We start from the raw sequence: 19,260 nt of genomic DNA on the forward strand, positions 1-19,260 counted from the left end.
CCTGTGGATATATTGCAATTAAGGGTACAGAATCTGCCGAAAACGCTTCCAATCCGCAGAATCTGATTAATTAGGGTACAGTGACAGTCGCGTTGGGACTGTCGGCGAGACCGCTCTCCACCAACGTTTTGTGCCTACCCAGAAACTCGATCCAGCCGGCGTATTCGCCGTCGAGCTCGCTCAGACTGGCGCGAAGATAGTCGATGTAGTGGAGGCCTGACTCGTCCTGGCGCAGGAGGTTGTTCAGGTGACGCTCTTCATCCTCATAGGAATGTCCTTCCCGCCAAAGCGTTTGGTCCTGTCGGTGGCGTTCGATGACATCTTCATGGATCGCAATGCGCGGGAAGATGACCTCGCCTTCTTCCATGAAATAAGCCTGAACGAGGGCAGGCCCAAACACCGGACCACTGAAGTCGATGCCGAGATGCATAGGGCCGATGGTCATCGCGCCGCGCACCATTATGCCGTTCGCCACGCATTCGATCTGGATGTGCAGCAGATCGATGAGTTCCCAGACCAAAGGGCCAGCCTGGTACTGAGTTTCAATGGTTCTGGTTCTTACGATCGCGTCAGACACGATCTCTGCATGGACTTCGCTGATCATCCGCATCTCGTCGGAGCGGGTGGGCGGCGTGGCATCCCCTTCGGACACCCTGCGAAACATCGAAAGCAAGTGCCTGATCTCTGCACCGCTTCGCGTGTGCAGGAGGTTCCTGAAACCGAGGACATCAAAAAAGGTCACAAGGCATTCTTCGTAGTCGGGGTCGTTCTCGAAATCAGTCATCTCTGGTCCATCTTCAGCCGAGGAGCTTCTCCAACTCTTCCCCTTGGGCGGCATGCTTCTTGGGGTTTTCTGCTTTCAGCTTGTTCACGTTGATGAGCTTCCATCGGACCGCTGGAAGCTCGGCCGCTTGAGGGCGGTCGATCGCGTCGAAGTCTGGATCGCCGTCATGCAGGGTTCTCAGAAACCTCTTCGCGCCCTCATCCAAGCGGGATTGGATATCACCGATCAGGCGGTCGCGCGTTGAGACCAATTCCGTTAGGTCGACTGCTTCCTTCGTCATGCCCTCGAATTCCCGCGCGTAGGGCTGATCTAGATCGATCAGGTTTGGATTCAGCAGTTCGTGCGGCGGGCGTGGTGAACTCGCGAGGTAGATCAGAAACGTGCGGAACAACTCGTCGGTAAACCCTTCGTTCTCGTAGAGCAGTTTAACGTCGTAGAGGTCTCGCGGGTGCTGGCGATCTAGGGCCGCATGTAGCTTGCCGCCGAACAAATCCTCGAAGGAGACGATGTTCATCGTCGCATATCCGAACGCCTCCTCGACGGCTTCGGAGACTTCGCGTTGTTCCGGATCATGCACGACGCCCCGGGTAACGGGGGAGGTTTCGATTTTGATTTCGGCTGTGCCGAGGCGGGCGAGCGCACGCGTGGCGCCGCCGCCACCGCCGGCAATTCGCTGCGCTTTGGCGCCGGCGATGCCGCCTTCGATGGCGGCGGTAATCCGGTCCATCGCGTCGTTGATCTCGACGAGGCTGTCGGCGCGGTCCTTGACAGGCAGATAGGTCAGATCGATATCGACCGAGAGGCGCGGAAGGTCGCGATAGAAGAGGTTGATGGCCGTCCCGCCCTTGAGCGCAAATATCTCCTCCTTCGCCACATATGGAAGTACCCGTACGAGCAGGGCCACTTGGGCGGCATAGTCTTCACGCGCCATCACCACGTTCCTTTCTTACAAACTCTTCGGGCACCATGATCCTGTAGCGTGGATGTATCTTGCCGCCTTTGACCAATGCGCGATCCCCGCTGCCGAGGTCGAAGTCTTCCGGATCGAGACGCTTGCGCCAGGCATGGTCGTGGCGGTCGGCGAACACGAAGAACAGGCGTTTGACCTTGATCTTCTTGCAACTTCTGAGCAGTGCCGAGAGGGTTCTTGGGCGCAACGTCGTCAGGCTTTCGAACACCATGTCGAGGTTGTGAAAGCTCTCCTGATCCGGCAACTCGTCAAGCGCTTCGAGGATGGCGCGTTCCGGCGAGGACATCACCAGTTTCCAGTCCCATGGCAGGGACGATGCTGTCTCGTTGAGATTATTTCGCGCGTCATTGACACCCAACTCTGGATCGGAGAACAGCGATACGCTGCGTGTGCGGAGTTCGGTGTTGAGCGGCAGTTTTTCGAGCCAGTTGGGGATTTTTGAGCCGTAGAGCCAGACTGTGCTCTTGTCGCCGAGTGAGAGGTAGTGCGCATAGCCTTGCAGGCCCAATGCCGTCGCCCCCCCGATATGGACAGGGTAGTGCATGATGTGCTGGAGCGAGAGCAGGCTGGTCTTCCAGTCGAGCGTATTCGTGGTGGCGCTGCTTGGTGCGGGACGGCGGAACACTCCGCGTCCTAGGCGTTCTAGCCAGCCGCGTTGCACATAGCCGTAGGACGAACGCCGACCTATCCCGTGGTGCTCCAGCCAGGCGGAGTCCACGAGGAACCCCGTGGGGACAGCCTCAAGAAGACTCTTTAGTTTTTCGTGTTCTTGTCCACTCATGGGCGACATAATGATGTATTTTTAAAGATGCCGCCACTTGTTTCTGTGATAACCTGTGAGATAGTCCGTCAAGGATCGACAAATTCTGGAATTTTCAAAGAGACTGGTGGTTGTCAGCTCTGAAGCTCACCAGCAAAGCAGGGCGTGGATGCCCTCGGAGGGCTGAGAAGACATCCGGCCATTCGGATCGAACAGTCGAAGCTATGTGCCCCTGTCGAAGCCGCTGCGCCAAACCAGAGTCAGGTTTCACTTTCGATTGTGGCGTTCTTTTGCCCATACAAACATCGCACCGACGGCAGCATTGGCTTGCTGCACGCTGAACACTTCCGGTTCGAACGCGCCCGCCCATTGCTTTGTATCGCGATGTTCCGGGTGGTGTTTGTCGGTCAGCGCGTCGAGAAACTCTTCGTAAGAGTAGGGTCCTCCACAGTCCTCTGGCGGGCAGGCTCGCTCTCCGTCAACACAGGCGGGAAAGTCCAGATCTGGTCTTCCGGTTGGTTTGCTAAACTTCTCAACGGTGACGAGATGCCGCCAGCCATCGCCGAAATCATAAGTGTATGTGAACTGACTGCCTTTCTTGACCAGCTTTCCAAGAGTAAACCTCTTCTCGTCCTTCCGCCCATCGGTAGGGTCCCAGCTGTCGTCACTTTCGTCGCGGGCCTCGAACCTGTCTTCGCCAATCTCGAACTCATGCAAATGATAGTCTTGCCAAGGCATAGCGCCCTGGAGAACGGAATGCAGGATGTCCAAGCTGATGTCATTCGGCACGACGATACGGCGCCAGATGGGTGGTTTGATGCCAACCAGTTCGATTTTCAGCTCAATCAAAGTGTGTTCCGCCTGTCTCAATGGCCCTGCCGTTGAAGTAACTTTTGATTCTTAAGTTGAAGCATTCAAGGGGAACATTGGCCCCTCCCGCCCTTTGGCCAGGACCGCGCCCTACTCGGTCGGCTGCGCGCAGCCGCCCTCCCCGAGCTGAAACGCCGCCTCTCCCTGCGACGTGCCGCTGGCCCGGCCGTCTCCTCCGGAGCCAGCCCGACCAGCCGTCGCATGGTCGTGGCAACGCTTCATCTCGGCCGTTCCGGTTACGGTCACTGGGGCAGGGGTGTGCCCGCAACGGTGCGAACAGATGTATGTGGCCATCGGCCCAATCAAGCATAAAGCATGGGAAGTGCTTCAACCATGACGTTAGTCGTTGCAAAGATGGCTGTGCAAAATAGTGTGGTTCGGAGAGGGTTCCGATAATGTCTTCAATAATCAAGTTTTTCCGAATTACATTCTTTCTCGTCCTGTATTTTTTCTTATGTATGGTCGTGGTGACCACAATGCTTCAGGGTTGGCCGATTGGCGGCCAGATGTTGTTTGCATTTGGTGTTCCCGTCATTCTGGTCTGGTGGCAAGAAAAACGGAGATCGCGGAAAGTCGCTGCAAAGGCGCAAGCTGAGGGGAGTTCCGAAAATCTACCCCCCCGACCTGAGCCGGTGCCGCGCCCAAGTGCCTACGACAAGCGTATCGAGCGTGAGCGCGAACGAACTCGCGAAGCCATTGCGTCCAAAGCGCCGGCTGCCGTTCAAGCCTATTCCCCACCAAAGCAGGACTACGGTGAAATCGTTCGGGTTGGAAAGTCTGCGGCGCCGGCACTTGCAGCGGTCGCTGAACGAAACCAGCCCTCACGAGTGGCATCGAGCGCATCGACCCGATCAACGAAAAGCGGGTGGGTCCCGTCTAATGAAACAGCTAGCGTCGCCGGCCGCAACATCGGCGGGATGGTCTATGTCGGCACGCCTCCCTTGCTGAACACCAACGGGTATCGTGACAAGTGCCGAGCCTATATCGATCCGTCTCTGTCTGTCGCGCGCTCTGGAGCCGACAAAGCTGGTGAAGGTATGCCCTACTGGCCCGGATACGCGGATATCTCACCTCAGTGCCGGGCGACCTACCTCGACTGGTTGGCCAACGGGCGCAACGACGCTTCCTACAACCCCGGATACATGTTCCTGTACTTCTACGGGCTGGAGCGTCGCTTCTTCGTCGATCAGTCCAACGAAGATGCCAAGGATATCGTCCAGGAAGTTCGGCGGCTGCAGTCACTTTACCCTGACAACCACTCTGTCAGGCGTTATTTGGGGGAGTTCCTCGACATTGCGATGCTTGCCGAAACCGACCTCGACGCCATCGAGCCGATGTTCGAGAAGCAGGGCTGGGAACTTCCGTTCTCACTCAAATACGCAATCGGAGCTCGGATCGACAAAGGCGAGAACCTGACGGCTGACTGGTTGCTGAGTTGGTTCATCTGCCATCCGGAAACAAATCTGAGAACTCCCGCGACGCGGTGCCGTGACGAGTTCGTCGCTCTTTTCCGTATGCGGTTTGATCGGCGTTTTCCTGATGGGCTCAAAGTGACAAAACCCCGGAAATCACTCACGGCATCCTATCGCGCCGCCTCCAGCGAGTTTCAGGGGTCAGTCAATCCGACCGTGGATGGCAAACCCGTGCCCGACATCTCCGGCTTGCGCAAGCCGGTCGAGATTGCGCAAGAGCTGGCTGACGAGGTGATGAACGACCTCGACAAGCTCAGTCGCTTCCTGGGCCGAAACCCTGACGGCCGCGGAAGTGTGGAAGCGCATGCCTTGCTACCCTCTGAACTTTGGGATGCTTTCCCATCAGAGGAAATGGACCGCTTGAAATCTTGGGCAAGCGATATCGTCGATCGCGGGGGATTGGTGCCGCTTGAGGAGGTGATCGGACGACTGGAGGGAGAAACGAACGAGAAGATCGGAAAACGGCAAATGACAGGAGCCGCCGACGCGCTCGCGCGCCTCGGTTTCGGTCTGGCGCCCGACCCTCGGTTTGCGCTCCGGTCGCCCAAGACGGAGGAGCCTGTTGTGCTGTTTCGTCTGGGCGAACCCATCGAAAGACTGGAGGACGTTTCCGACAGCTATCGAAGCGCCTTGATCGAATTGGCACTTGGGTCGTTAGTCGCCCATGCTGATGGTCGCATCGCGGAGCCTGAACGCAGGGCGTTGGAAGATCAGGTTTCTGCCACGGCCCTCAGCGATCAGGAACGCCGCAGGCTGCGTGCAAACCTTGAATGGTTCCTGGCCGTGCCACCGGACATGACGCTTCTGCGGCGCAAACTGAAGGAGGTGGGCCAAGACAGCCAAGCCGCTATGCGGGCAGCGCTGGTCGGTGCAGCACATGCCGATGGCATTATTCACTCCGACGAAGTCGCAAGCATCGAGAAAATCTACAAGGCTTTGGGACTTGATCCTGCGCTTGCCTACACCGACCTGCATGCTGGCGAAGTTGCGGATGGTCCACGCACTGTTCGCGCGTCGCAACCGGGTCGCCCGGGCGAAGCGATACCCGCGCTCGAAAAAGCCAGCGGACCGAAACTCGACGCTTCACGGATCGCAGCAATTCGTTCGGACACAGAGCGCGTGTCGTCCGTCCTCGGTCAGATTTTCGATGTCAAAGAGGAAGAAAGTGGTGCCTCCGCGCCTGCCAGCCAAAGCCAGCTGGTAGGGCTTGACCCGAAACACGGCGCCCTTGTCCTCGAACTGGTCACTCGAGAGCATTGGTCTGAAACCGAGTTCGAGACGATCTGCGCCTCGCATGGGTTGATGGCATCCGGGGCTTTGGAAGTCGTGAATGAATGGGCTTTTGAGACCTACAACGAAGCACTGCTCGACGAGTATGATGGATATGACGTGTCTCTGGAAATTGCGGAGGCGGTAAAAGAAAAGATGAGTGCGGAGGGCAGGGATGTCTAAGTTGAAACCACGTGAACGCGATGCAATCGTACAGGCGCTTCGGGCCGGGGTCGTGCCCAAACTCGGTTTGCGCCATATTCAGGTTGGCCGCGTCCGAGAGATTGAAGAGCTCGTCAAGGACATGGACCGGATATCCGATGGCGGATCGGCGATCCGGTTCATCATCGGGGAGTACGGATCGGGCAAGACGTTCTTCATGAACCTGATCCGCCTCGTGGCTCTGGAGAAAGGCCTGGTCGTGATGTTCGCGGATTTAGCGCCAGATCGGCGCATTCACGCGACCGGCGGACAAGCTCGCGGGCTGTATGCCGAGATGGCCCGAAACCTCTCGACGCGGACCAAGCCCGATGGCGGGGCATTGGCCAGCGTGGTGGAGCGATTTGTCAGCCAGGCTCACCGAGATGCTGAAGAACGGGATTTGCCCACGGGGACCGTCATTCGTGAACGCCTTGGCCACTTTGAAGAACTTACCGGAGGGTTTGAGTTCGCCGAAGTCATCCGTCGATATTGGGAAGGCCATGAGACCGGCGACGACGAGTTGAAATCCGCAGCCCTGAGATGGCTGCGCGGCGAGTTCGCGACACGCACCGACGCGCGCAAAGCACTTGGTGTGCGAACGATCATCGACGACGCCAGTGTCTATGACCATCTGAAGCTGATGTCGGCATTCGTGTGCGAGGCCGGGTATAAAGGATTGCTGGTCGGCCTCGACGAGATGGTGAACCTCTACAAGCTCACTTCGTCGCAGGCCCGCAATGCAAACTACGAACAGATCCTCCGGATCCTGAACGATGTGCTGCAGGGTAGCGCCGAGAACCTCGGATTCCTTATGGGTGGAACCCCGGAGTTTCTGATGAACACCCGTCGAGGGCTCTATAGCTACGAAGCCCTTCAATCGCGTTTGGCCGAGAACACCTTCGCGCGGGACGGATTGGTCGACCTTTCAGGACCGGTTGTCCGGCTGGCCAGCCTGACCCCTGAAGATCTCTTCGTTCTTCTGGCCAATGTGCGGCGGATCATGCAGGACGATGCCGGTGCTCTGCCGGACGACGCGCTCGAGGCCTTCATGGCGCATTGTTCGGACCGGATCGGTGAAGCTTACTTCCGCACCCCGCGCAATACGGTGACGGCATTCGTGAACCTGCTTTCCGTGCTTGAGCAAAACCCCGGTGTCGAGTGGAGCGATCTGATCGAAAAGATCGAGGTCTCCGAAGACCTCGGCGAAGACATGAACGAGGTAGACGAGTCGACTGGTGCCCAAGACCCCGGTGACGATGATCTGATCAGCTTCAAGCTCTGACGCCGATGAGCAGTGCGTTCGACAAACTGGCGAGGCCTGTGCAGAAATGGATACGCCAGAAAGGTTGGCGCGAACTTCGCGACATCCAGGCGCGATCCATCCGGACGATCTGCGAATCCAATGCCGATTTAATCGTTGCAGCTTCTACGGCGGGCGGAAAGACCGAGGCGGCGTTCCTGCCGTTGATTTCACAGGTGCTTGACGAGCCGTCGGGCGGCACCGGCTTCGACCTGCTCTACATCGGTCCGCTGAAAGCCCTGATCACGGACCAGGCCATGCGGCTGGAGGGCATCTGCCAGGAAGCAGAGCTTCCGGTTGTTCCCTGGCACGGAGATGTCTCGCAATCCATCAAGACGCGCGCGTTGATATCTCCAAAAGGGATCCTTCTGATAACCCCAGAGTCCCTTGAGGCGCTTTTCATTCGTCGCGGTTTGGAAATTGCCCGCCTGTTTGGGGCGACACGGGCGGTCGTGATCGACGAGCTGCACACAGTTCTGGACAGCGAACGCGGTGTCCAGCTTCGTTCACTGCTCACACGGCTCGAGCTCGCGATAAAGCGCCCAATCCGTCGGATAGGTCTGTCAGCTACGCTAGGCGACATGGACCTCGCTAAGGCCTATCTTCGCCCTGACGCCGCAAACGCTGTCCAGCTGATCGAAGCAGATGGCGGCGAGGCTGAATTGAAGCTTCAGCTTCGCGGTTACCTTTCCGGCGATGAAGATGAAAACAGCCCATCCGCAACGGACGCGATCGCAGCACATCTTTTCAAACACCTTCGAGGCAGCGACAACCTGGTCTTCGCCGGAGCGCGTCAACGGGTCGAGATTTACGCAGATCGGTTGCGGGAGCTTTGCGAACGGGAGCACCTGCCACAGGAATTCTATCCCCACCACGCGAGCCTCTCCCGAGAACACCGTGACTTCGTTGAGCGGCGCTTGAAGGACCCTGCGAAACCGACGACAGCCGTTTGCACATCGACGCTCGAGCTTGGAATCGACATCGGTGACGTGACCTGCGTGGCTCAAATCGGTGCGCCATTCAGCGTCGCCGCGTTGCGACAACGGCTTGGCCGATCAGGCCGGCGTGAAGGACAGCCGGCCATTCTCAGGCAGTATGCTGTCGAAGCCAAGTTGACGCCGGAGAGCAGTTTCGTGGATCGTCTTCGCCTCGGCCTGATCAGGTCCATCGCGATGATAGACTTGCTGCTGGAAGGCTGGTGCGAACCTCCAAAACCTCAGGCGCTTCATCTCTCGACGCTCGTCCACCAGATACTGTCAGTCATAGCGCAGCGCGGCGGTGCGTCTGCAAGCGTGGTCTACAATGTGCTCTGCCGCGAAGGCCCCTTTCGGAAGGTCACAACCGAAGTCTTCGCAGATGTGTTGCGTGCAATCGGCCACCCAGAAACCGGCTTGATCGAACAGGTCGGCAGCGGGCTGTTGCTTTTGGGACCCGCGGGCGAAAAACTGGTTGAGCATTACAGCTTCTATGCGGTGTTTCAGACGCCTGAGGAATTCCGGTTGGTCGCAGAGGGGCGGGACCTTGGAACCCTGCCGATCGATAATGTTCTTGCCCCTGGGATGCTATTAATATTCTCTGGGCGACGTTGGGTTGTTCAAGAAATCCATGATCGTGAAAAGGTCATCGTCGTCAAACCCGCGAAGGCTGGTGTGCCGCCCGTCTTCGGCGGCGATGCGGGGGACATTCATGACAAAGTGATCGACCGAATGTTCGCCGTGCTCGAGGGGGATTCCAGCCCAGCTTACATGGATACAGTCTCTTTGATGATGCTCGAGGAAGCGCGTGCTCACTATGAACAGCTGGGGTTTAGGGCCAATAACCTACACACCATTGGCGAGCATACATCAGTCATTGCGACGCGGGTCGGTACGGTGAAGACATCAACCCTCGCGCTAGCACTGAGAAGTGAGGGGTTTTCGGTCGAACTGCATGACGGGTTTCTGATGGTGGAGGCCGGGGACGAAACCCCCGATCTTCAAACGGTACTAGCGCACATTCGATCTGGCGAACCTGTCGATCTGTTCGCTGGAGCTGGGAATTTAATGTCGGAGAAGTTTCATCCTTACCTGTCGCAGCCCCTCTTGGAGTTGGATGCAATTTCTTCCAAGCTTGCGCCCGATACTCTTACCGCGATGGTCGGTAGAATCGTCCCAGCATAATATGTGCGGCAATACTCGTTGACTGTTTTCATCGCTCCTAGGGCTAGTGATTGCTTTGTCTCCGCCAAGAAAGGACGGCATCTTCCGTTCCCGCAACTGGTGCCGCGTCACTCCAACGATCCCAGAAATTGACTGTCGCGCTATTGGGCTTGAAGCGCGGCTCGGACACCACAACTCGCGTCGGAAGCAAGCTCGCATCGCCGACCACCAATGCCTCACCGATGTCGAGGACCGGTAGAAGATCACCAAACCCGCCGAGGCTGTCAGGCAGCAACCGTTTGATCACGGATTGATCGTCGCCGTTGGTCAGCCGCATCGCAATGACATTGTTGCACTGGCTCAGAACGGTGCGGTTCACTTCGGATGGTCTTTGGCTGATAACCACTAGTCCAACACCGTATTTCCTGCCTTCTTTGGCGATCCTCTCGAAAATCCCGACAGAGATCTCATCGGCTGACTCTGACGATGCACGCTCCGGGATATACAGATGTGCCTCATCGCAGAACAATGCGATGGGATGACGGTTGTCTGGTGGCGTCCACTGGCTGACTGTGAATATCAGCCGAGCAATCAAGCTGACCATGAGCGGCAGGATGTCGGACGGCACTTCCGAGAAATTGATGATCTTGATCCCACCCTTGCCATCAGCTTGCGATCCGCGCCCGCCTATCAGGAAATGCGTTACCTCCGACAGCCAGGCCATATCCATACAGGCTGCTGGCGGCTGAAATATGAACCCAAGCCTGCGATCATTTCGTTTGGCTTCAAATCGCGCGATTAAGCGGCTGAGCTTGTCGAAGTATGGTCCTTGCTTATCCTTGTTGTTAGCGCCCGGAACCATTTGTTCGTTCAAGTCAGATAGTTGCTTGTGGACACTGTCGATATCGAAAGGCACGGGGCTATCGATAGTGAAATTTGCAAGAATGTCGGCGTGTTTTCCCGGATCAAGCATTGCGCGCTTCGCATCGGTGATACAGCGCGTCATGAGCATGGCTTGGTTCGGAGCGTTCTGATCGGACCGATCTACAAACAAAGCGACCAATGCCTCATAGCCGAGAAGCCAGAACGGTAGATGTAGAACACCGTCGGCCAGTCGGCGATCGTGTCCAATGTCCCCCGGCCCAGCGATGCGTAGATGCCGAAACTCGTCGCTATCGAGGGTCTGGTACTCACCATGGATATCGAACAAGATTACGTTGGCTTGTGGAAGACCGGCAATCTGGTCTAGGAGCCGCGCAGTTGTGTACGATTTGCCGCTGCCAGTGCTACCGACCACGATGGCATGACGTTGGAACAGACGGTTGCCGTTCAAGAAGGCCCGCGCGTCCTCGTCCAAAGCATAGCGACCAAGATCAAGCTGCGGGCCGTCGCCGGAAACCTGCGAAATGACCTGCATGAAGTCTGTCAGGCGCTGACCTTCCAAGGAAAAGCAATCCGCATCGATTTCGGGCACAGTCTCTAGGGTGCGCTTAAAGACGTTCTCTTTCAGCCCCTCCTTGTCTACGAGTGTTCCAATCAGAGCGACCCGAACGAGGTTGTTTTCGGGGAGCGCGGCTTCCGGATCCTCCTCAGACCCGTCTATTGCAGTTTCGTCACCTGCTTTGCGTGTGATGCGCGAAACTATCCCGATTAAGTGCTGCCCGGCTTTCGAGCTTCTGATCGCGGTCAACCGATTGACCTGAATCCGTTTGAGGCGTTCAAGTTCATCGACTCGCACCGTCACAGTGGCAGTATCGACGGCAATAATTTTGCCGAGACTTTCATCATCGTTGAAATCAAGTATGCCCAACTCTTCCTCCTAAAACCCAATCAATTCGTTCAATGCAGGCAACTCCCAATATTTGCCCCCGGTAACAACAATACCGTCTGGGCTGTCACGGTTGTAAACCATCGTCCCCTCATCGTGGTTCTCGAGCGCGAGGTAGTGACGCCCGGCGTTGTTCTTGAGAAAATCCTTGGCTTCGGGCGTTAAGGTGCGCGCTGCGACAAGGATGGGAACGTCATGCACACGACAACGCGTCATCAGCTTCGGATGGATATGGCCGTCGCGGAACCCGTATCCTATGCAAATGAATGCGGTCGCGGCACTCAACACACGATCGGCGCCCTGTATCGCGCTCCGAAAGGGCTCGTCGTGCGTCCGCTGATATTTGCTTACACCTGGCGTGACGATCAACGGAACCAAACCATCGGGCAACTCGCTCGTCATCGGTAGCGACATCACACCCCCATGCGGGTCTGAAAACCAATCAAGAGACCCGTGGACTTTCCAGACTGTGACCGTCCGCGCCAAATTGGCCCCTTGTTTGAAAATCAGATTCTCCGCCCCATCGGCCCGTCGCAGATAGCCCGGAAGGAAACCCGTGTTGTGGATGTAGCCGCCTGAATCGGCTGCATACTCTGCAACGCGGTCGTAGTTTGTTGTTACGACATGGATATTGCGGTTTGTACTTCGGAATAAACCTGTGAATAGGGTGCGGAGCGGAAAAATGGTCTCGGTCTTTATAGCTGATTTGAGCAGGCTATAATCGCCCTGAGCGATGAAGTCCCAGGTACTTCGGACAATCTTGACAACCAAGGAGTCGGGTAGAGGCTTGTTTTCTAGTGCTGCTTCTAAATGATCTCCAGCGGCCAAGGCTGTTCTAACAAGTGTCCAGGCATCGACTTCCGGTCCATCGTCGGCCTGTACATTATCGCGGAGCCAAACGGCCAAATCCCCCATGCCACGAATGCCATGCGGTATCGAGGCCCCGCTGCCCAAGACTATCACTGGGCTATGCTGTGCACAGTTTTGGCACTGCTTTGCGAGTTCTTCTAGTTCCAAAGCTATTTTGCCTCACTTCTTGTACTTCGGCTTAGTTTGTCTGTGCCCGAAAACGATTTGGTCCAAAATTTCGCTCTTACGATACCCCCGGTAGCACTTCTTTGTCACAGCAAGTTTTCGCTGTCGTCGCAAGGTGGGTGCGTCGGGAATCTGGCAAGTGACATGGATCCGAAAATGCCTGCTCCAGCTATGATCCATGCATCAACATGCGCCCTCTGGCATCTTTGACGGCTGTTCACCATCCTTCCTTAGCGGCCAACGCACTTCTCCCTTTGTCTGAGTTGCATGACATGCTGGTCGCAGCTGTCGTCCCGTCCACAAAGGTTGCCGCCGATCTTTTTCCCCTGACCCTGCGGGTCATTCCTCGCGGAGCAAAAAGACCGGCACCTGCCCCTCTCCGCTACGCTTCGCCTTCGGTGTGCCCGGGCCTTGGCCAGCTGCAAGGTGACCATCATTGCAACGCAAACAAGGAGAAGAGCAATGACCACGAACTGCATCAAATTCACCAGCGCCGACATCGAGACCGCCAAGGGCACAGGCTCCATCTCGACCCTGACCTTCGACCTCGACATCACGGTCGAGCCCGTCGCGAGCACGAACCCGATGGCCCCCACGCACCGCGTCCTCGGCCGCTCCCCGCGCGGCAAGCTGGTCGAGTGCGGCGGCATCTGGAAGAAGCAGAACAAGGAGACCGGTGCCGACTACTACACGCTGACCATCCGCGACCACGGCTTCAACGCCAACCTCGGCAAGGCCGCGAACCAGGACGATCTGTCCCTGCAGGCCGTCATCCCCTGGGGCCCGAAAGACGCCGCCTAAGCCAAGGGCCAGACCGCTCCGGCGGTCTGGCTATTTCTCGTTATGAGGAATGGCAGCGGTTCGGGTCCGAAACCCGTGTCAGAAGGATGCGGCATATTTCGGACGCTGACACCGAGGCGGATAGTCTGACTGGATCGATCGCAGAAGCAGCTTTGATCGTTCTGTTGAGGGACAGAGTGGATCGCGCGAACCCGAGGGTGAGCCGAAAGTCAGCAGGGGAAAAATGGGAGCCCACTGTGCGAGGTAAGCGCACCCCTTCTCTCAGTCGAGCAACCCGCGCTTGGGTCGTGTTGGCGAGGCTGCCAGGGTGCCGAACTCACCCTTTGCCGCGAGGGTGTAAACCGCAGATCAACGTCATGCGTCCGGGGGGCGACGTCTCACGTCAGGGCCACCGTCGCGCGCCTTTCCGTCGACCTGTTGGCCTCTCAGATCGCTAGCCCGGGGTCGAGCGGCCGGCAACGCTGGGGGCAGGTTTCTGGACGGCTGCGCCTTGAGCGCTGCGGTGCACCGCTCACAACAAACCTGCCCCCGGCGTGCTCCATTTCATTCCGCCCCGTGCCGGGTGCAGCCCGCTCTCATGCCCCCGGTCTTTTCCACGATCCGTCCAACGACGATCAACGGAAAGGATCACACCATGACACTCGAACAATCCATCGACCTCGCCGAACTGCAAGCCGACATGGCCTTTGATGCCTACCTCGCCGCGTTTGATGAAGACGCCCATCCCGAGACACTCGACAGCCTCGAGACCGAGGCGCTGATCGCCCGCAGCCGCTACGACGACCTGCGCTCTCAGGGACTGGGTCACTGACCCAGACACCCCTGCGGGTCTACTGATCCGCAGGGGTTTGACACCGTCTCTCAGAAGCTTCGTGACGCCCTCGAATGGTGGGACCCGCGCTATCTCGCGCGGGCCGTTTTCGTGTTCTTCGCGCCCGATCCGTTACCGGCTCGGGCGCTCGGTTTGCCTGACATCGCGTGCTGCTCCAGCGCAAGTTTAGGCAGATTAATTCGACCAGATTGCCGCGCATCGATGAGGACGGCGGCGTTCCATGTCGCGCTGCGGAGCAGTCTTGACTGCACCCTATTGCCAGCAAAAAGACACAGCATGCAAAACGTTATATTGCGCAATGTGATGTATTGAAGTATAAGCAAAGGAGAGAAGGAAGACGTTGGCAGGATATGGCCAATGTTTGCACATTTTGTCCGAGGGGTCTGTCATGGGCGTTTCCCGCAAAGCTGAATGCTCCGCCGCACGCGAAAGCGATTGCGAGCAATCGCTGCCTCGCGCGCGTCTGCGCATGCAATCTTTTTCTGGCAGCGGGAGAACGCCCTAGTGCCGAGGCCAGCGAAAAACCTGAAGCTTGAAGAGCGCATCGAAGTGGCGCGGCGCTTCACGGCGGGCGAGAGCGCGAAGGAGCTGGCGGCGGCGTTCGGTATCTCTCCGCGCCACGTGAACCGGCTCGCGAAAGAGGAGGCGGGCGAGGGGATCGCAGCGCGCGATCCGAGCGAGACAGTGGCTTTCCGGGCTAGTCAGTCTGAGCTTGCAGCGTTCGATGCCGAGTGGCGCGAACGGGGTTTTTCCAACCGGTCACAGGCGCTCAATGCGGTGCTGCGCGGACGGTGCGGTTTCCTCGATGTGCCCCGTGATCTGGTCGCCGAATTTTGCGCCGCATGGCGACAGGCGAAGGATGTGAGCGACGCTGGCATGGTGCTCGCCAAGGCGGTCCATCGCGGTCGGCTGGAGGTCTCGGCGGCGGATCGCGCAGTGCTGATCGAACTGCTCGATCTTGCGCAGTCGATGAGCCGTGAGATGGGCCGGATGAAGGATGCGGCGCAAGCGCTGCGTCATCAGGAGTGGCCGCAAAGGGAAGAAGGGCAGGGGGCGGATGGCGCGGTTCTGGAGGGCACCCCGCGCGAGACCGTGACAGGTTTGAGGCTCGTCAGGAATGGCTGATCCGCTCGCCCTCTATGCCTCGGTCATGGGCCGGCTCTGGGAGGATGAGCGTATCCGGGGTCAGGCCGCGGCGCGGATCGACGCGCGGCTGGCGGGGCGTCGGCAGGGGCGAAGTTTCTCGCGCGTCGGATCCATGTCGGCGCGCAACGCGCTGAAAGTGGCTTCAGGGCAGAGCCGGGCTGCGGTGTTCAAACGGATCCGGGCAGGAGGCTGCAAGACGAGGTGTAGCCTCGGGGCGCAGATTTCCTACATCAACGACAAGGCGGTATACACCTATTCGACGATGACCAACGCGCTGACCGATGCGGCGGTGCTTTCTGAGGAGCAGAAAGAAGACATCATCGAGGATTGGGCCGGGACCTGGCGCGGCTCGACCAAGCTCGGGTTCACCTCGCACATGCTGCTCTCGTTCCCGACCGACGTGACGGTCGATCAGGTGTGCGACATCGCCATGGACTGGACGGAGCATTTCTTCGAGAGCGGGGAATATGGCGATCAGTGGGACTATGTCCTCGCGGTCCATGACGACCGGGCGCACAAGCATGCCCATATCATCCTGAACAATCGCGGCGTCGAAAACGGCACCTGGTTCTCTTGCTGGGCCGAGGGCGTGATGTCGCCGCAGCTGATGCGCGAGAAGCAGGCCGAGATCGCTGAAGGCTACGGCGTGACGCTCGACGCCACCACCCGGCTCGAGCGCGGCATTTTCGAGAAGCCCGCCGGGATTGAGGAGATCTACCGCGCCAAGGAAGAGGCCCGCCTTCCGCGCGAGATCGTCATGACGGCCCAGGAATCCGCCATGGCGCAGGCGCAGGTGGTGGGCTTCGCCAAGGACTACAAGTACCTCGCCGACCTGCTGGACCGGATGGACCAGCGTCACATGGCGCGCGCCGTGCGCGGCATGGCAGACGGTCTCGGCTCCGGCACGCCCTGGAACTTCACCGAAGGAGAGATAGACATGAAGGACATCAAGACCGTCGGTGATGCGATCGACTATTCCGAGCGCACGATCGAGGCGCTGAGGCTCAAGGCCGAGGAATTGGACCCGGCCGAGCGCGCCGCCTTCGAGGCCAAGGCCGCGCCGATCATCGCGGACCTCTCGCAGATGGTGCCTGACCCGGAGCTGCGCGCACGGTTTGGAAAGCAGCTCGAAGAACCCTATCCGCCGGGGGCGGGCAGCGAAGTGCTGATTGCGGCGCTGCAATCCGGCAATGACGAGGGGCTGCGCTACGTGCTCGAGCGCGCCGAGGAGGTGGGCATGGACAGCGAGGAGCTGGTAGCCCGGATCACTGCCGGCGGCACGCGCAACTACGGCATGGCGCAAGACTGGGTCGAGCGCGACATGAACGCGGTGCTGGCCAAGGACGGTCTCAGCGTGGAGACCGCGAGTGACGACCAGCTCGATGCCGCGCTCGAAAAGGTCGACGGCGTGATGGACGCACTGATGGAGCGGGCGAAGGAACTGGGCGTCGAGATCGGCCGAACCCTCGCGGACGAAGAGGAGGCGACACTGCCCCTCATCGACGAAGACGACCGGACGCCCAATCCCTACCTGCAGGACCTGGCCGACATGCTTCGGGACGGCAAGCTCACCGAGGAACAGGAAGAGGTGGTTGAGCGGACCCTGCAATCCGAGCTCTTCAAGGAGTTGGGTGAGGAGGGTTTGGCTGCACTTCGCCGCGGCAACTACGAGGTGCTGGACGCGGCCCTTCCGAGCAAGCTCGACCAGATCACCGTCACGCAGGAATTCCTCGAGATGACGTTTGAGGAGACCGGCGACCAAGTCTTCACCGACCGCGCCGCCGGGTTGCAGCAGGACAAGGCGACGGAGGTGGCGCGGATGCGCGGCCAGCAAGAGGCGCAGGAAATGGGGCGTGAACTTGCCCGAAACAAAACACTAGATCGTGGTCTCGATGACGAGATGGAATTCTAAGGGGGAGATGACAACCATGACCAAGACACTCCCCCTTTGGGCCGCGCTCCTCTTCGGGGTGATCTGCGGCGCCGTCATCGGCACCATCGTCGCCGCCTTCTACCTGACCCTGGCCCTGAAAACCGGGTTTGGTAGTTTTGACATGCTGGCGCTCTGGAAAGCCAGCGCGGGCACCCGAGCGGCGCATCCCGAAGCGTTCAAGGTGGGGTTTGGCGCCGTAGGCTTCGGGGCGATTGGCCTCGGCGCCCTGGCGCTTGCCTGGACCTGGAAGAAGGAGCGGGACGACTATGGCTCGGCCCACTGGCAGACCAAGGCGGAGCTGAAGAAGAACGACATGCTTCAGGCACCCGGCAAGGGCTTTGTCTGCGGCAAGCTCGGCTCCCCGACGTCCAAGGCCGAGTTCATCTCCTCGACCACCATCCCTCATGTGATGATGGTGGCCCCGACCCGCGCGGGTAAGGGGGTGGGTTTCGTGATCCCGAACCTTCTGAGCTTTGCGGGCTCGGTCGTCGTGCTCGACGTGAAGGGCGAGAACTTCGAAAAGACCGCGCGGCTCCGGGCGCTGAACGGTGACGAGGTCTATCGCTTCAGCCCGTTTGATTGGGCCAATGCCACGCATCGCTACAACCCGCTTGCGCGGATTGCCAAGGCCCCGACATTCGCGCAGCGCTTCACCGAGGTCTCGATCCTGGCAGACCTCTTCCTCGACAAGGACAACAAGACGCTCGACACCTTCTCCGAGGCCGGCAAGTCGATCTTTGTCGCGGCCTGCCTGCTGGCGATCCAGCGCGGCACGCCGAACCTTGGAGAGGTGAACAAGATCGTCGCCGGGGGCGAATACAAGAACGCCCAGTATAAGACCTACGCCGACGAAGCTGAGGAAGACATCCTGCGCGAGCTGTGGACCAACGCCGCGTCGGCCTCGTCGCGGCTTCTGACCTCGAACATCCAGGCACTGATGACGGCGGGTCTCAAACAATGGGACAACCCGGCGGTGCGCTCGGCCACCGAAGCGAGTGACTTCGATTTCTCGACCTTCCGGAAGACCCCTCAGTCGCTTTACATCGCGGTGTCCGAGGATCACATCGCGACGCTGGCGCCGCTCTTGCGCCTGATGTTCGCCGATCTCATCGCCTCGATCCGGCTGAACGAGCCCGGCCCGGACGAGCCCTGGCCGGTCATGATGATGATCGACGAATTCCAGCAGATGGGGGCGATGCCCTATCTCGAGCGGGCGATCCATTCGCTGGCAAGCTATGGCGGCCGCGTCGCGATGATCGCGCAGTCGCTGGCTTCGCTTGATCGGATTTACGGGCCCGAGGGCCGTGAAAGTCTCGAGAACGGGGCAGGGCTGAAGCTCTACATCACCCCGCGGGACCAGCGCACGGTGAAAGAGGTCTCCGCCGCGGTCGGCAGCACCACCCGCGAGGCGGTGACCCGGATGTACGGTCGCAACAAGGGCTTCCTTGGCGCGACCTCGACCTCGGCGCGTCTGGAAGAGCGGCCGCTACTTTCCGAGACGGAAGCGCGCCTCATGGATCCCGACGAGGTCATAATCCTCGCTTCGCCCCAGCACCCTATCAAGGCTAGCCGGATCAAGTATTACGACGATCCGTTCTTCAAGGACATGCTGGCCCGCCAGGACGGCAAGCCGTTCCCCTATCCGCCGAGTGTGCAGGGCGTGGGGCCCTGGGGCGGTGACTTTGAGGTCGGCGCAGACGACCAGGCGAAACTAGCCGAACGTGCGCCTGTCCGGGATCGATCGCAGCGGCGCGAAGCGCGCGCGATGAGCGTGATGCCGATTGAGGCCGGACGCGGGCAGCCCGAGCCCGAGACGCTCGAAAGGGAAGCCGCCGTGCCGAAGGATTGGAAGGCGGCGCTCGACCGGCAGGAGGACTTCATCGAGGAATTGTTGGGAGGGTGAGCGCCGTCGACTAGTCCC

The 19,260-nt window shown here is 59.1% G+C and carries 14 protein-coding genes; 8 read left to right on the top strand and 6 right to left on the bottom strand.

Annotated elements, in window-relative coordinates; all coding sequences use genetic code 11:
- Positions 1-70 precede the first annotated feature (70 nt).
- The 4 genes from PVW51_RS18700 to PVW51_RS18715 all read right to left on the bottom strand — a co-directional run bounded on the left by PVW51_RS18700 (position 71) and on the right by PVW51_RS18715 (position 3,363).
- On the bottom strand, positions 71-784 hold the full coding sequence (locus PVW51_RS18700) for a hypothetical protein (RefSeq protein WP_274576666.1): 714 nt from the start codon (positions 782-784) through the stop codon (positions 71-73).
- Between the two features lie 13 nt (positions 785-797).
- Positions 798-1,715: a nucleotidyl transferase AbiEii/AbiGii toxin family protein gene (locus PVW51_RS18705; protein WP_084353836.1), complete on the bottom strand. Its 918-nt coding sequence runs from the start codon at positions 1,713-1,715 to the stop codon at positions 798-800.
- Positions 1,705-2,535 carry a type IV toxin-antitoxin system AbiEi family antitoxin domain-containing protein gene (locus PVW51_RS18710; RefSeq protein ID WP_084353844.1) on the bottom strand — a complete coding sequence of 277 codons (831 nt, stop codon included), beginning with the start codon at positions 2,533-2,535 and terminating at the stop codon, positions 1,705-1,707. The genes PVW51_RS18705 and PVW51_RS18710 overlap by 11 nt, the downstream gene beginning before the upstream one ends.
- 246 nt (positions 2,536-2,781) lie before the next feature.
- Positions 2,782-3,363, bottom strand: a complete 582-nt coding sequence (locus PVW51_RS18715; protein WP_235866649.1) for a plasmid pRiA4b ORF-3 family protein — start codon at positions 3,361-3,363, stop codon at positions 2,782-2,784.
- Positions 3,364-3,779: 416 nt separating this feature from the next.
- On the opposite strand from PVW51_RS18715, the gene PVW51_RS18720 reads away from it, so the two are divergent.
- From PVW51_RS18720 to PVW51_RS18730, 3 genes are read left to right on the top strand one after another with little or no spacing between them, the layout of a single operon-like run.
- On the top strand, positions 3,780-6,308 hold the full coding sequence (locus tag PVW51_RS18720; RefSeq protein ID WP_209259818.1) for a tellurite resistance TerB family protein: 2,529 nt from the start codon (positions 3,780-3,782) through the stop codon (positions 6,306-6,308).
- Positions 6,301-7,608 (top strand): ATP-binding protein, encoded by a 1,308-nt coding sequence (locus PVW51_RS18725; RefSeq protein ID WP_084353833.1) that lies wholly within the window; start codon positions 6,301-6,303, stop codon positions 7,606-7,608. The genes PVW51_RS18720 and PVW51_RS18725 overlap by 8 nt, the downstream gene beginning before the upstream one ends.
- 5 nt (positions 7,609-7,613) lie before the next feature.
- On the top strand, positions 7,614-9,785 hold the full coding sequence (locus PVW51_RS18730; RefSeq protein WP_084353832.1) for a DEAD/DEAH box helicase: 2,172 nt from the start codon (positions 7,614-7,616) through the stop codon (positions 9,783-9,785).
- A gap of 43 nt (positions 9,786-9,828) precedes the next feature.
- Here the strand turns inward: PVW51_RS18730 and PVW51_RS18735 are convergent, their stop codons facing one another.
- Both PVW51_RS18735 and PVW51_RS18740 read right to left on the bottom strand, forming a co-directional pair.
- On the bottom strand, positions 9,829-11,574 hold the full coding sequence (locus tag PVW51_RS18735) for an ATP-binding protein (protein WP_084353831.1): 1,746 nt from the start codon (positions 11,572-11,574) through the stop codon (positions 9,829-9,831).
- 9 nt (positions 11,575-11,583) lie between these two features.
- Positions 11,584-12,507 carry an SIR2 family protein gene (locus PVW51_RS18740; RefSeq protein ID WP_143514619.1) on the bottom strand — a complete coding sequence of 308 codons (924 nt, stop codon included), beginning with the start codon at positions 12,505-12,507 and terminating at the stop codon, positions 11,584-11,586.
- Between the two features lie 582 nt (positions 12,508-13,089).
- Here PVW51_RS18740 and PVW51_RS18745 point away from each other — a divergent pair.
- From PVW51_RS18745 to PVW51_RS18765, 5 genes are all read left to right on the top strand, one after another.
- Positions 13,090-13,428: a DUF736 domain-containing protein gene (locus tag PVW51_RS18745; RefSeq protein ID WP_037207756.1), complete on the top strand. Its 339-nt coding sequence runs from the start codon at positions 13,090-13,092 to the stop codon at positions 13,426-13,428.
- Between the two features lie 634 nt (positions 13,429-14,062).
- Positions 14,063-14,239 (top strand): hypothetical protein, encoded by a 177-nt coding sequence (locus tag PVW51_RS18750; protein WP_165198475.1) that lies wholly within the window; start codon positions 14,063-14,065, stop codon positions 14,237-14,239.
- Between the two features lie 432 nt (positions 14,240-14,671).
- Positions 14,672-15,385, top strand: a complete 714-nt coding sequence (locus tag PVW51_RS18755) for a helix-turn-helix domain-containing protein (protein WP_232272178.1) — start codon at positions 14,672-14,674, stop codon at positions 15,383-15,385.
- Positions 15,378-17,318 (top strand): relaxase/mobilization nuclease domain-containing protein, encoded by a 1,941-nt coding sequence (locus PVW51_RS18760; protein WP_084353828.1) that lies wholly within the window; start codon positions 15,378-15,380, stop codon positions 17,316-17,318. Before PVW51_RS18755 ends, PVW51_RS18760 begins: the two co-directional genes overlap by 8 nt.
- A 16-nt stretch (positions 17,319-17,334) precedes the next feature.
- Positions 17,335-19,242: a type IV secretory system conjugative DNA transfer family protein gene (locus PVW51_RS18765; protein ID WP_269348001.1), complete on the top strand. Its 1,908-nt coding sequence runs from the start codon at positions 17,335-17,337 to the stop codon at positions 19,240-19,242.
- The last annotated feature ends 18 nt before the right edge of the window (positions 19,243-19,260 follow it).

The organism is Sulfitobacter sp. PR48, from assembly GCF_028807335.1.
Taxonomy (GTDB): Bacteria; Pseudomonadota; Alphaproteobacteria; order Rhodobacterales; family Rhodobacteraceae; genus Sulfitobacter.

Coding starts and splice junctions, on each gene's coding strand:
- PVW51_RS18700 (WP_274576666.1), bottom strand. CDS start 784: ATGACTGATTTCGAGAACGACCCCGACTACGAAGAATGCCTTGTGACC.
- PVW51_RS18705 (WP_084353836.1), bottom strand. CDS start 1,715: ATGGCGCGTGAAGACTATGCCGCCCAAGTGGCCCTGCTCGTACGGGTA.
- PVW51_RS18710 (WP_084353844.1), bottom strand. CDS start 2,535: ATGAGTGGACAAGAACACGAAAAACTAAAGAGTCTTCTTGAGGCTGTC.
- PVW51_RS18720 (WP_209259818.1), top strand. CDS start 3,780: ATGTCTTCAATAATCAAGTTTTTCCGAATTACATTCTTTCTCGTCCTG.
- PVW51_RS18725 (WP_084353833.1), top strand. CDS start 6,301: ATGTCTAAGTTGAAACCACGTGAACGCGATGCAATCGTACAGGCGCTT.
- PVW51_RS18730 (WP_084353832.1), top strand. CDS start 7,614: ATGAGCAGTGCGTTCGACAAACTGGCGAGGCCTGTGCAGAAATGGATA.
- PVW51_RS18740 (WP_143514619.1), bottom strand. CDS start 12,507: ATGGGGGATTTGGCCGTTTGGCTCCGCGATAATGTACAGGCCGACGAT.
- PVW51_RS18745 (WP_037207756.1), top strand. CDS start 13,090: ATGACCACGAACTGCATCAAATTCACCAGCGCCGACATCGAGACCGCC.
- PVW51_RS18750 (WP_165198475.1), top strand. CDS start 14,063: ATGACACTCGAACAATCCATCGACCTCGCCGAACTGCAAGCCGACATG.
- PVW51_RS18755 (WP_232272178.1), top strand. CDS start 14,672: ATGCTCCGCCGCACGCGAAAGCGATTGCGAGCAATCGCTGCCTCGCGC.
- PVW51_RS18760 (WP_084353828.1), top strand. CDS start 15,378: ATGGCTGATCCGCTCGCCCTCTATGCCTCGGTCATGGGCCGGCTCTGG.
- PVW51_RS18765 (WP_269348001.1), top strand. CDS start 17,335: ATGACCAAGACACTCCCCCTTTGGGCCGCGCTCCTCTTCGGGGTGATC.